The 12,561-nt window shown below is 72.3% G+C and carries 11 protein-coding genes; 1 reads left to right on the forward strand and 10 read right to left on the reverse strand.

Annotation, left to right across the window (positions count from 1 at the left end; translation table 11 throughout):
• Positions 1 to 13: 13 nt before the first annotated feature.
• From AB0J06_RS10190 to AB0J06_RS10235, 10 genes are all read right to left on the reverse strand, one after another.
• Positions 14 to 2,794, reverse strand: a complete 2,781-nt coding sequence (locus AB0J06_RS10190) for a glycoside hydrolase family 38 C-terminal domain-containing protein (protein ID WP_357426792.1) — start codon at positions 2,792 to 2,794, stop codon at positions 14 to 16.
• Positions 2,794 to 3,939, reverse strand: coding sequence for a Gfo/Idh/MocA family oxidoreductase (locus AB0J06_RS10195; protein WP_357426763.1), 1,146 nt, complete (start codon positions 3,937 to 3,939; stop codon positions 2,794 to 2,796). The genes AB0J06_RS10190 and AB0J06_RS10195 overlap by 1 nt, the downstream gene beginning before the upstream one ends.
• Positions 3,936 to 4,847, reverse strand: coding sequence for a sugar phosphate isomerase/epimerase (locus tag AB0J06_RS10200; protein ID WP_357426765.1), 912 nt, complete (start codon positions 4,845 to 4,847; stop codon positions 3,936 to 3,938). Before AB0J06_RS10200 ends, AB0J06_RS10195 begins: the two co-directional genes overlap by 4 nt.
• A complete protein-coding gene (locus AB0J06_RS10205) occupies positions 4,838 to 6,085 on the reverse strand; it encodes a CehA/McbA family metallohydrolase (protein WP_357426768.1) in 1,248 nt (415 codons plus the stop codon). The genes AB0J06_RS10200 and AB0J06_RS10205 overlap by 10 nt, the downstream gene beginning before the upstream one ends.
• 3 nt (positions 6,086 to 6,088) lie before the next feature.
• The gene (locus tag AB0J06_RS10210) at positions 6,089 to 7,249 is read right to left on the reverse strand and encodes an ABC transporter ATP-binding protein (protein WP_357426770.1); all 1,161 of its coding nucleotides are present in this window, start codon (positions 7,247 to 7,249) and stop codon (positions 6,089 to 6,091) included.
• Positions 7,249 to 8,103, reverse strand: a complete 855-nt coding sequence (locus AB0J06_RS10215) for a carbohydrate ABC transporter permease (RefSeq protein WP_357426772.1) — start codon at positions 8,101 to 8,103, stop codon at positions 7,249 to 7,251. Before AB0J06_RS10215 ends, AB0J06_RS10210 begins: the two co-directional genes overlap by 1 nt.
• Positions 8,100 to 9,044 (reverse strand): sugar ABC transporter permease, encoded by a 945-nt coding sequence (locus AB0J06_RS10220; protein ID WP_357426774.1) that lies wholly within the window; start codon positions 9,042 to 9,044, stop codon positions 8,100 to 8,102. The genes AB0J06_RS10215 and AB0J06_RS10220 overlap by 4 nt, the downstream gene beginning before the upstream one ends.
• Positions 9,019 to 10,416 carry an extracellular solute-binding protein gene (locus tag AB0J06_RS10225; RefSeq protein ID WP_357426776.1) on the reverse strand — a complete coding sequence of 466 codons (1,398 nt, stop codon included), beginning with the start codon at positions 10,414 to 10,416 and terminating at the stop codon, positions 9,019 to 9,021. Before AB0J06_RS10225 ends, AB0J06_RS10220 begins: the two co-directional genes overlap by 26 nt.
• A gap of 146 nt (positions 10,417 to 10,562) precedes the next feature.
• The gene (locus tag AB0J06_RS10230; RefSeq protein WP_357426778.1) at positions 10,563 to 11,300 is read right to left on the reverse strand and encodes a GntR family transcriptional regulator; all 738 of its coding nucleotides are present in this window, start codon (positions 11,298 to 11,300) and stop codon (positions 10,563 to 10,565) included.
• Between the two features lie 175 nt (positions 11,301 to 11,475).
• Entirely contained in the window at positions 11,476 to 12,255 is a 780-nt protein-coding gene (locus AB0J06_RS10235) for a TerC family protein (RefSeq protein WP_357426780.1), read from the reverse strand.
• Positions 12,256 to 12,325: 70 nt separating this feature from the next.
• Here AB0J06_RS10235 and AB0J06_RS10240 point away from each other — a divergent pair, with 70 nt between their 5' ends.
• Positions 12,326 to 12,487, forward strand: a complete 162-nt coding sequence (locus AB0J06_RS10240; RefSeq protein ID WP_357426782.1) for a hypothetical protein — start codon at positions 12,326 to 12,328, stop codon at positions 12,485 to 12,487.
• Positions 12,488 to 12,561 lie beyond the last annotated feature (74 nt).

Below are 12,561 nucleotides of genomic sequence, written 5' to 3' on the forward strand. Positions count from 1 at the left end.
CGCTGAGCTTGCGTCAGGCGGGCTCGGCCATGTCGAGCTGGACGGTGGCGATCTCCCAGGCGCGCAGCGGTAGGCGGACCGCCCCGTCGTCGTCGACCGTCAGCCGGTCGCCGGGTCGGCCGAGCAGGTCCGCCCGCCACGCTTCCCGTATGCCCCGACCGGCGCGGATCACGGCCGCGGTCGCGGCCGGAGTTTCCGCCACCACCCGCAGCTCCGCCCGCCCGCCACGGTCGCGCAGGCTGGTCAGAATGACGCCGCGTCCGTCGACCGTCAGCCCCGTCACCGGCGGCGGCAGCGCCGCGGAGGCATCGGCCGTGCCGGGGAAGCCGAGCAGCTCGTGCCGGTACGCCTCGGTCGCCTCGATCACCCCGGCCGCGTGCCACGCGCCCCGGAACGGCAGCACGGCGAGGTCGACGCTGCGGTCACCGCGACACTGCGCCCGCGGCGTCGGCAGTTGGGGGCCGGCGGGCTCGTCGCGCAGGGCGTGCCGGTTGCGGGACAGCATCCCGATCGACCGCAGCAGCGTGACGGCCAACTCCCGTCCCTCGTCGACCAGCTCGTACTCGGTCGGCTGGGTCAGCAGCACCGCGAGCGACCCGTCCCGGTCGCCCGCCGCCACGAACCCCGACGCGGGAAACGTCGGCAGTGGCGTCTCCCCGCCGCCTCCCTCTGCGGTCAGGCCGCGCTCGACGACCGCGAACTGCCCCTCCGCGTAGGAGGACCGGGCCGGGCACGGCAGCGGCAGGTGCAGGCGCAGCCGATGGTCGTCGCACCGGTTGTCGAACTCGATCCGGAGGCGGGCGAAGCGTTCTCCGGCCCGCAGCTCGACCCGCGTGGCGACGGTGACGGCCTCGGTCGTGACCGAGCGGGAGCCGGCGTCGATGTCGGCCGCCGCCGGCCACCGGTAGTCCCGGACCACCTGGAGGACGGCGACCACGGGCCCGTCGTGCACGACGACGGTACGCACCGCGTGCGGCCTGTCGATGAGCCCGTCGGCGGCGGGCGGGGCGTAGTTGTAGCTGTCGCCCACGTCGCCCCCGTCGACGAGGCGACCCACGCCGGTGGCCGTCAGACCGTCGGGGGTGGACAGTCGCAGCGTGCCGTCTTCCGCGACCTCCACCCGCAGCAGGCCGTTGTCGAGCGTCCGGCCGTCGGTGGCGCGTGCCGCGGCTCCGGAGCCGTCGGGGTGGTCGGGCGTCACCTGGTCCGGTGACGGCAGCGGCACAGGTCGCACGCCGGCGTGGCCGAGCGCGGGTACGTCGACGAGGGCGGCGACGGTCACGCGCGGGGCGGCCCCGATGCGCACCCGCCACGGATCCGTGCCCGCGGCGTCGGCGAGCGCGATCCGCACGTCCTCCAGGTCGAAGGCGGGGTCGCCGTGCCGGGCCACCCCGAAGGTGAGCGTGGCGTCCGCGGCCGACACCGACCAGGCGGTGATCTCCTGCCCGTAGAGCTCCCGGCCGTGCACGCGGCCGAGGACGGCCGGCAGCTCGACCGCCGGCACCAGATCGTCGGCGAGCAGCGTCGGCGCCCGGTCGAGCAGCTGCGCCATGGTGGTCCGGCCGGCGGAATCCGTCAGCCCCACGGCCACGGCGCCGGGCGGCAGTTCAACGTCGAGCCGCACCAGGGCCGTCCGGGGCGCGGGCGTGGGGTTGAACACCAGGTAACCATCGCGGGGCACCGTCGCCGCCAGCCGCGCGCCGACCAGGTCGCAGACCGCCCGCCCGAGCTCGTCGGCCTCGGCGAGGCGCGCGGCCACATGCTGGGCCGTCTCGTCGCAGCCGCACCCGGTCACCGAGTCGTGGCAGCTGGCGTCGATCAGGCGGGTCCATGCCATGTCGAGAAAACGCTGCACGGACGGGTCATGCCACAGCGCGGCGAGGGGTTCGGCGTACCGCTCGACCCGGCGCTCCGCGCGGCCCATCGCCTGCTTCAGATGGCCGCGTACGGAGATCACGCCGGGCAGGATGTTGGCCCGCGCGTGCGAGCGCAGTTCCCCGCGCACGGCCGGCAGCCCCTCCACGGTGGCCGGCTGGGTGACGAAGTACTCGGACAGCGTGCCGAGTCGTAACTGGACGCCGGCGGCGCCCGCGGCGGCGAGAAGGTCGGGCGCGTCCGGGGCGGGTGCGGCGTGATCCGCCCCGTACATGGCGAGCATCGGGTCCTGCGGGAGATCCGGCCGCCAGGCGCGCAACCGCGCGACCAGGTCGGTCGCGCGCCGGGTGACGAGCGCCGCGTCGTCCATCAGGCCGGCCGCGTTGCCGTACCCGCCGGGCAGGTATTCGGTGCGGATCGCCGTGCCGTCCGGGGCCTCCCAGGCGAACGCGTGGTAGCGGATCCGATCGGGTACGCCGCGCCACACGCAGGCGTGCGCCAGCCCCGCACCGGCCAGGATCTGCGGCATCTGCGCGACGTGACCGAACATGTCGGGCAGGTAGCCGACCGGCATCGCGCCGCCGAGCGCCGTGCTGCCGGCGAGGCCCCGCTCAAGATTGCGGACGATGTTCTCCCCCGAGCAGAGAAACTCGTCGAGCAGGATCTGCCACGGGCCCACGGCGAGACGCCCGGCGCGCACCAGCGCGGCGATCTGCTCCCGCCGCTCCGGGCGGACCTCCAGATAGTCCTCCACCGCGGCGAGTTGCCCGTCGAGGGTGAAGCGCTGGCGCGGATCGTCCTCCATCCGCTCGAACACCTCGTCGAGGAGCGCCACCAGCCGCAGCCGGAACCGCTGGAACGGCTCGTACCACTCCCGGTCCCAGTGCGTGTGCGGTACCACGATGATCTCGGTGTCCATCAGCACGCCGCCTCTCCGCCGATCGCCGTTCCGGTCAGCTCCCCGAACCGGCGTACCACCTGTTGGCTCGTGACCACGTCCGCGAGGCCTTCCGCGATACCGCTCAGCGGCGGCGTCCCCGCGGTGACCATCGCGTGGAAGGCGAGCAGTTGCCGCTCGAACGCCTCCGCCACCGACCGGAACGCGCTCCGCCGCTCGCCGCCGCCGTGCCCGTCGACCGCGGTCAGCGTGGTCGGCGCGTTGAGCAGATAGGGCGAGGGGAACACCAGCTCAAGGGAGCCGCGGGCGTGGTGCAGCGTCACCGTCTCACGGTAGGCGGGATAGTCGGGCAGGTTGAACCACCGGACGCCGTAGCGGGCGCCGCCGGGCAACCGCCCGCTGAGCTCGACGGAGGGCTCGACCCGGGCGTCCGCTGCGGCGGGCCAGGTGGCGACGTGGTCCACCGTCGCCGGCGCGCCGGTGAACAGCCGTAGCAGGGACAGGTCGTGGCAGACGCTGTTGACCATGATGCGGTAGAGGGTGCGCGCCACGGCGTCGTCGCCCACCGCCGCGTCCAGCAGTCGGTCCTCGGCCGCCCGCAGCCGCGTCGCCCACTCCGGCGGCACGTCGCGCGGATCGGGGGGCAGATTCGCGAACGCCAACTGCGTGGCACCCCCGGCGTGCAGGACCGTCACCTCGACCGCGTGGACCTGGGCCGCTCCGCCGATCTCGTCCAGCAGTCGTCCCGCCTCGGCGACGGCCGGATCGTACTGCTTCATGTAGCCGACCATCAACCGCGGCGACCCGGCGGTCAACTCGGTGAGCCGCGCCGCTTCGGCACGCGTGTAGGCCAGCGGTTTCTCGCACAGCACCGGTACGCCCGCGGTGAGCGCCAGGGCGGCGAGCTCGCCGTGCGGGCCGGAGGTCGACAGCAGCACCGCGTCGAACCCGCCGCGGGCGAGCATCGTGGCGGCGTCGGTGTGCCGCTGGGTCGGCTCGACGCCGTACCGCGCGCCGAGTTCGGCGACCCGCGAGGGGGAGAGGTCGCAGAGCGCCACCAGGTCGAAGAGGTCCGCGCGCCGCTGCAGCAGCGGCAGATGCACCGTACGGGCGATCACGCCGAGGCCGGCCACCGCGATTCTGATCCGCTCACCGTGCGCCGTCATCGGATCAGCTCGTCCAGCCGTCGCCGGTTGGCGCGCTGGTCGGCGAGGATCCGGTCGAGATCCTGCCCGCGCGCGGGCGCGTCCTGCTCGATCACGAGCCAGCCGGTGTAGCCGATCTCGTCGAGGCCGGCGAGCACCCCGGCAAGGTCGAGGTCACCCGTGCCCAGCGGGCAGAAGCCGCCAGCGACGACCACGTCGGACAGGTCGCCACCGGCCGCCCGGACCCGGGCGTGCACGGCCAGGTCCGCGTCCTTCAGGTGCACCTGCCGGATCCGCGCGCCCCATCGGTGCACCGCCGCGACCGGGTGGCCGCCGGCCAGCAACAGGTGCCCGGTGTCCAGGCACACCGCGACGTCGGTGAGTTCGAGCAGCCGGTCCGTCTCGTCCGCCGTCTCCACGTCCGTGCCGAGGTGGTAGTGGAACACCGGCTCCAGGCCACGCGCCCGGCACCGGTCGGCGGCCTGCTGCACCCGGGCCGCGAAGCCCGGCCAGGCCCCCGCGGGCAGCGCCAGCGCCGGATCGACCGGTGTACCGGGCCGGGCGGCCCGGGCCGGGTTGCCCGGGCAGGCCAGGGTCGGGCGCGGCGGGAACCGCGGATCGTCGACCGGCGCCGCGGCGAAGACGTCGAGCGCCGCGTCGAGCTGCGCCAGGTCGGCGACGAACCCGTCCGGATCGGCGAAGCGCAGGTCGATCCACCCGCCGGCGAGCCCGATCCCGGTCTCGCGCAGCCGCCGCGTCAGCCGCGATCCGGTGCCGAGGAAGCCGATCGGCCCCGAGTCGACGCCCGCGTAGCCCGCGTCGGCCAGCGCCGCGAGCAGTTCGGCCGGGCCGATGAGCGCGGCGGTCGGCTGGTAGATGCCGAAGTTGACCGGCGCGCCGGCCACCCGGGTGCGCTCGGTCAGCCGCATAGCGCGATCACCTCCATCCGGTGCGACTCCAGGACGTGCAGGCCATCGCCGGCCGGCAGTCGGCAACGGTCGCCGCGGACCACCCGGTGCGTGCCGTCGGGATAGCCGAGCAGCGCGCCGTCGGCGTCGAGAGCGAGCAATTCGTCACCCAGCCGCAGCAGCAGGGGAGCGTCCGGTCCGGCCGAGACCGCGGTACGCCCGGCGCGCAGCCCGTCCAGCACGGCCGAGCCCGGGGCGTCGCCGGCGTGCTCCGCGCGCGACCGACCGTCCCGCGACCAGTCGCCGTCGGTCAGCACCCACGTCGTCGGCGCGCCGGGCAGGGCGTCGTCGCCGGGGCGGTGGAAGTCGCTGCCGCCCACCGCGACCACATCGGGGCGCCACGCCCGCGTCCAGGCCAGCGGTGCCCCCCAGGTCCGGTCCCACCATCCGGAGTGCCACACCTCCACCAACCGGGTACGGGTTCCCAGCGGCTGACGCCACGCGCAGTCCGCGGCGAGCGGGTGGTTGATCGACATCAGACCGCCGTCCCGGTCCGCGGTGGCCAGCCATTCGTCGGGTGGTCGCCGGAAGTCGACCCAGCCGACCGGGCCGATCACGTTGGCGTGCCCCCGGTCGGTGGTCACCTCCTGCCCCGGCAGGAGCGCGATCCCGTACGCCGCGGAGGTCGCCGGCAGCTCCGGGTGGTGGCTGACCGTGTTGTGGTCGGTGACCGCGAGGAAGTCGAGCCCGCGGGCCGCGGCGAGCGCGGCGAGTTCGGGCACCGTGCTCACGCCGTCGCTGTGCACGGTGTGCGCGTGCAGGTCGCCGGCGAGCCACCGCAGCCCGTCGACGTCGGGCACGGCACGCCGCGGCGGCCGGTCCGGGCGGGGCGGTGACGCCACCGGCGGCGGACGCGGTGGGAGGTCGGTGCGGGTCGTGGCCGTCACCGCGAAGTCGAGCCCGTCCGGCGGGATGCGGTGCAGTCCGAGGAGCACCTGCCACTCGCCCGGCTCCAGTTCACCCGGGAGGTAGCCCGGGGTGGCCCAGTCGGCGGTGACGGTGTAGTGGTGCCGCGCGCCCCCCGACCACCCGCGGAAGCCGGCCGGTCCGGCGCAGCCGAGGTCCAGGACGCCGGCCTCCCGTGGATACTCCAGCTCGACGGTCAGCGCGGCCGTCCCGGCGGCCACGGTCACCGGGAGGGCTTGCACGACGTGCCGGGCCCGGTCCTCCAGCGTCCACCTGCCCCGGTGCACGACCATGAGTCACCTCCCGGTGGTGACGGGCTGCGCCACCGACGCGGTCACCAGCTCTCCGTCGCGGTAGAGCAACGAACGGCCCGGCCGCGGCACCACCCACCCGGTGTCGCCGGGCGCCGGTTCCCGCCCTTCCGGCACCACCACCTGCAGGCTCGCCCGCCCTCCGCCGGCACCCTCCCCGACGTCCGCGCCGGGGGCCGCGTTGCCCTCGGAGCCGGCGTCGATGTCCAGTGAGACGAGCGAGAAGCTGCCCAGGTTCTCGACCACGACGACCTGGCCGGTCAACGCGTGCGGCACGGGCTCCGCCGAGTAGTCGAGATACTCGGGGCGCACCCCGTAGACGACCGCCACCCCGTCCGGCACGTGGCCGCGCGCCTCGTCGGGCAGCGGCAGCCGCGCACCCGCCACGGCCACCTCGCCGTCGTGCACGCGCGCCTCGACGAGGTTCATCGGGGTCGAGCCGATGAAGCCGGCGACGAACGTGTTGGCCGGCTGGCGGAACACCTCCGTCGGCGTACCGACCTGCCGGATCCGCCCGCCCTCCATCACGGCCATCCGGTCGGCGAGCGCGAGCGCCTCGGCCTGATCGTGGGTGACGAAGACGGTGGTGACCCCCAGCTCGCGTTGCAGCCGCTTGAGGAACGTCCGGGCCTCCAGCCGCAGCCGCGCGTCGAGGTTGGACAACGGTTCGTCGAGGAGGAAGACCTGCGGGTGACAGGCCATCGCCCGGGCCAGCGCGACCCGCTGCTGCTGGCCGCCGGACAACTGGGCCGGTCGGCGCCCCAGCAACTCACTCAGCCCCAGCGCGGCCGCTGTCTGCGCGGCCTTGCCCTGCCGGACCGTCCGGCTCAATTTCTTGATCCGCAGGGGATAGGCGATGTTCTCCTGCACGGTCATGTGCGGAAACAGGGCGTAGTCCTGGAAGACCATCGCCACGTCCCGCTGGCCCGGCGGCAGGTTGGTCACGTCGCGGTCACCGATCCGCACCGCGCCGCCGGAGGCGATCTCCAGCCCGGCGATGGTGCGCAGCAGGGTGGTCTTGCCGCAGCCGGACGGGCCGAGCAGGGCGAAGAACTCGCCGTCGGCGATCTCGAGGTCGAGGGAGTCCAGGGCACGTACCCCGCCGGGATAGACCTTCGTCAGTTCGCGCATCGTGATCGCGGACATCAGCGTTTGATCCCTCCGTGGAAGCGGAAGCCGTACCGGCTGCTGACGAAGACGAACATGAGCACGACCGGCAACGAATAGAGCAGCGAGAACGTCGAGAGCAGGGCGAGATTGGCCTGGCCGCCCTCGGTGTAGAGGGTGTACATGATCACGGCCGCGGGCGCCTTGTCCGGACCACGCAACAGCAGGAAGGGCACGAGGAAGTTGCCCCACACGTTGGCCACCGCCCAGACCGCGACCGTGGCGAGGCCCGGTCGCACGACCGGCACGACGATGTGCCGCATGATCTGCAGCGGGGTCGCGCCGAAGACCCGGGCGGATTCCTCGTACGACGTCGGGGTCGAGTCCATGAAGTCCTTGAGGATGAAGATCGCCGCCGGCAGCAGGCCACCGGTGAGGATCAGGATCACGCCGAGCCGCGAGTCGATGAGGTTGAGCCGGAAGGCGAGCTCGAAGAGCGGCACCATGGTCGCCGTGCCGGTCACGATCGACGACAGCAGCAGCAGCCCGTAGAGCAGGGCGTCGCGGCCGGGCACGCGCACCCGGCTCAGCGCGTACGCCGCCAGCGCCGCGAACGTCACCACCAGGATCGCCGTGCCGCCCGCCAGGTAGACCGAGTTGAGCAGCGAGGACAACGCGTACGGGTTGTCGAGCAGGGCCCGGAAGTTGTCGAGGGTGAACTGCGGCAGCGACGTGGTGATCGTCGGTGTGCTGTCGAACGGCGCGCTGGCCAGCCACAGCAGCGGCAGCGCGAAGAAGCCGAGCACGACGGAGACGAAGGTGTAGCGCCCGACCCGGGCGAGAGCCCGGCGTACCGTGCGGGACGCCGCGCCCGGCGTCGCTGCCGTGCTCACACCCGCTCCTTCCGCCGGCCCAACGTGCGCAGGTAGACCAGCGCGATGACCAGGTTGATCAGCAACATGACGAGCGAGATCGCCGCGCCGAAGCCGAGTTCACCACCGGAGAGTGCCAGCTTGTAGACGTAGACGGGCAGGATCTCCGACCGCTGCTCCGGGCCGCCGGCGGTGATCAGGAACGGCGTGAAGTCGTTGAAGGTCCACAGGCTGATGAGCAACAGGTTGGTCAGCACGTGGCCGCGGATGCGCGGGAACACCACGTCGCGCAGCTGTTGCCAGGTGGACGCGCCCGCCAGCCGGGCGGTCTCCAGATGCGACGGTGGCACGTTCTCCAGCGCGGCCCCGTAGAGCATCATCGAGAATGCGGTGCCGCGCCAGGTGTTGAAGAGGATGATCGAGAGCATCGGGTAGTCGAGCAGCCAGGCCGTGCCGGGTATCCCGAGCAGCGCGTTGAGGGTGCCGGCGTCGCGGTCGAGCAGCGCGATCCAGAGGAAGGCGACGACCGAGCTGGGCAGGATCCACGCCAGCAGGACGAATGTCTCGACGGCGCGACGTACCGGCCCCCGTCGCTCGCGTAGCGCGAAGGCGATGGCGAAGCCGAGGCCGGCCTGGCCGATGACCGCCGAGCCGAGGACGAACTGCAGGGTCAGCATCAGCGAGGCGCGGAACCGCTCGTCGCCCAGGGCCGCGGTGTAGTTGTCGAGACCGACGATCTGCGGGTTGGCCGCGGCCAAGCCGGTGAGTCGGTAGTTGGTGATGCCCAGGTAGATGGTCCAGGCCGCCGGCACCACGAGGAAGAGGGCGACGAGGACCATGCTCGGCACGAGAAAGCCGGTCGCCCGGGCCCGCCCCAACCCCGCCGCGTCGGTGGCCGGCGGCGCCCCCGGTGGGCGCGCCCCCTCGGCCGCCCCGTCAGGACGAGACGTTACCTGGACCACCGACGAGCCCTTCGACCTTCTTCTGGTATGCCACCGCCGCCTCGTCCGGTCTCTTGCCCGACGCCGCGGCGGCGGTCGCCTCCTGCAGCGCGACCGACACCTGCGGGTAGACCGCGACCGCCGGTCGGTACGCGGTGAGCGGGAGGACCTTTTCCGCCACGAAGCTCAGCATCGGGTCGCTGGCGAGGACCTCCTCGTTGACGTCGGTCCGGGCCGTGATCCGCGGGGTGCCGCCGAGTTCGGCCTTGACCGCGTCGGCCGAGTGCATGAACGCGAGCAGTTCGAACGCCTGCGACGGGTACGTGGAGTTGGGGTTGAGCACCCGGACGCTGCCACCCGACATGCTGACGAAGTCCTGGCCGCGGATTCCGCCACCCGGCTGCCTGGCCGGGATCAGCGCGTAACCGACCGCCTGGTCCCGGTCGGCCATCTTCGCGATGCCGTCCCTGGGGTGGACGACAGCACGCCAGAAGTAGTCGCCCTCGCCGAGGACGCCGATCTTGCCGGCGGCGAACTCCTGGAACGACTTGTCGCGCCCCTTCGCCTCCTGCTGCAGTTTCGGGTCGCCGAGGCCGCCGCCGTAGACCTTCGCGTAGAAGTCGAGCATGTCCTTGACCGGCGGGCTCGCGCCGGCCCACTTGCCATCGGCGTAGATCTCGCCGCCGGCGCCGACGAGCAGCGGCAGCGCGCCCTGCATGGTGGTCGCCTCACCCATCGCCGTGCCTGCGTTGATCTGGATCGGGGTGACGCCGGGCAGCGCCTTCAGTTTGGCTCCGGCGTCGAGGATGTCCTGCCAGCTCCTGGGCTGCCAGTCGCTGGGCAGGCCGGCGCGGGCGAAGAGCTTCTTGTTGAAGTAGAGGACGCGCCCGTCGGTGCCGATCGGTATGCCGTACCGCTTGCCCTCGAACGTGCCCAGGCCCTGCACGGCCTCGGGGATCTGCGACCAGCCGTCCCACGCGTCGGCCTGCGCGCCGGCGACCGCCGACAGCGGCTTGAGATAGCCGGCCTGGACGAACTCGCCGACCCAGATGCCGTCGATCGCCACGACGTCGGCGCCCCCCTTCGACCTCAGGTCGAGAGCCAGCTTCGTCTTGAACTGCTCGTCGTCGACACCGCTGGGCACGAACGACACGTTCGCGGTGACGCCCTTGGCCTTTTGCGCCGCGACGAACCGGGGGATCACCCAGTTCTGGATCCACTCGGCGCTCGCGGCGTTCTTGCCACCGACGATGGCGTTGGCGGCGATGGTGAGCGTGATGTTCTTGGCGTCCTTACCGGCGGGCTCCGACGAATCGCCGCATCCGGTCGCGACGAGCACCAGCGCGGTGAGCGCGGCCAACACGCCCCCGGCGTGCCTCGGCATGGCTGTCATGGGCTGCTTCCCTTCGGAAGGAGGAACTTCGAAGAGACTCGCGTGTTGCCCACCGGCCGCAGGGCCGGACCGGCGGTGCTAGCACAATGTCATGACAGCCTGACGACGTAAATAGGTGTCAGTGGATTGAAGACGAACCGATGACGTCAGCGCTCGGCGACGGTCACGTCGAGCGCGTAGCGCGACGCCCGGTAGATGTGCGCGCCGTGCTCCACGCAGCGGTCGCGGTCGTCGTACGCGGTGCGGCTCATCGTGAGCAGCGGCGCCCCGCGCCGTTCGCCGAGCATCTGCCCCTCCACCGTGGTCGCCGCCCGCGCGCCGATGCGTTGGTGCGCGCCGCGGATGTTGATCCGCGCGGCGCGCAGGATCGCGTAGAGCCCCTTGGCCTGCAGGGCCTCCATCGTCACCGTGACGAGCTCGGCGGGCAGCCAGTTTTCCATCACGGCCAACGGCTCCCCGGCGGCGAACCGCAGCCGCCGCACGTGCTGCGTCTCGGCGCCGGCCGGCACGCCGAGCGCGCTCGCCACCTCGGGCGGGCACGGCACGGTCGCCAGCTCGAGCACCGACGTGGTCGGTTGCTGGCCGGCCCGCAGGAGGTCGTCGTAGAGGCTGGTCAGCTCGACGGACCGGCGGATCGTGCTCCGGACGACCTCGGTGCCGACCCCGCGCCGGCGCACGATCAGTCCTTTGTCGACGAGATGCTGGATCGCCTGCCGCACGGTGGGCCGGGAGAGCCCGAGCCGGTCGGCCAGCTGAAGCTCACTGTCCAGCCGGTCGCCCGGCGCCAGGTCGCCGCGCTGGATGGCGGCGGCGAACTGCTCCGCGACCTGGAAGTAGAGCGGGACGGGGCTGCTGCGGTCGACCGCGATCTCGGGGCCGGTCACAGGTCCTCCTCGGAGCGGGCCGGTGGGGCCGGCGGCGCGCGACGTTGGCGTCACTGTACCCACGCGGTTGGTGCGAGCAGGAGGGTGGATGTCACGACAACCCGATGACATCGCTTCCGACAGCCGGGCGCGCGCCGGTCCACCCTGACGTGCCAGGGTGGACCGGCGGCGCAGGTCAGCGGGAGGTCTCCGCCGGTGTGGGATCGGGTTCCTTGACGTACGTCGGGTGCAGGTGCACCGGCTTCGCGCCACGGTCGCGGCGCGAGCGCACCCGGAGGTTGAGGAACTCCACGAAGATCGAGAAGGCGATCGGCCCGTACACGTATCCCTTGGGCACGTGCTGGTCGAGTCCTTCGGCGATGAGGCTGCCGCCGATCAGCAGCAGGAACGACAGGGCCAGCATCTTCACGGTGGGGTGTTCGCTGACGAACCGGCTGATGGTGCCGGCGGAGACCAGCATGATGATCATGGCGACAACGACCGCGGCGACCATGATGCCCAACTGGTCGACCATACCCACCGCGGTGATCACGGAGTCCAGCGAGAACACCACGTCGAGCAGGAGGATCTGCGCGATGACGGACGCGAAGGAGGCCGTCGCGCGCTGCGTGCCGTGATCGGAGCCCTCGAGGTTCTCATGAATTTCGTACGTCGCCTTGCCAAGCAGGAACAGCCCGCCCAGCACCAGGATCAGGTCCCGCCCGGAGATTTCCATGCCGAAGACGGTGAAGAGTGGTGCGGTCAGCCCGATCACCCAGGACAGCGACGCGAGCAGGATCAGACGGGTCACCAGAGCCAGCGTCAGGCCGAGCGTGCGTGCCCGCTTCTGCTGCTCCGGTGGAAGCTTGCCGGCGAGGATCGAGATGAACACGACGTTGTCGATGCCCAGCACGATCTCCAGCAGGAGTAGCGTGGCAAAGGCCACGTAAAGCTCCGGGCTGGTTAGCCACTCCATGGCACGCACTCCTTCTGGTCGTGGTCGCGACGCGCTGCTCCAACTTAACGATCTTGCCTGTACGAAAGGTGTGAGTCGGCGAGCCTCGATCTGCCGGCCGGTGGTCGGCGCGTTCGCGGTCGCGGCCTCGACCAGGCCGAGACGGGTGCCGAGCACGATGCGCTGCGCGGCCGGGCCGCGGGCAGGCTCGTCGACGGCGGCCGAGCAGCCGGGCAACGCGCTCGCCAGCTGAGGTTATTTCTGCCGAAAGGCCGGAACCCTGGCCGGGACCGGAACGACTAATCAACCGTGACCATGGTGACCGAG

Source organism: Micromonospora sp. NPDC049679, assembly GCF_040659735.1.
In the GTDB taxonomy this organism is placed as follows: domain Bacteria; phylum Actinomycetota; class Actinomycetes; order Mycobacteriales; family Micromonosporaceae; genus Micromonospora_I.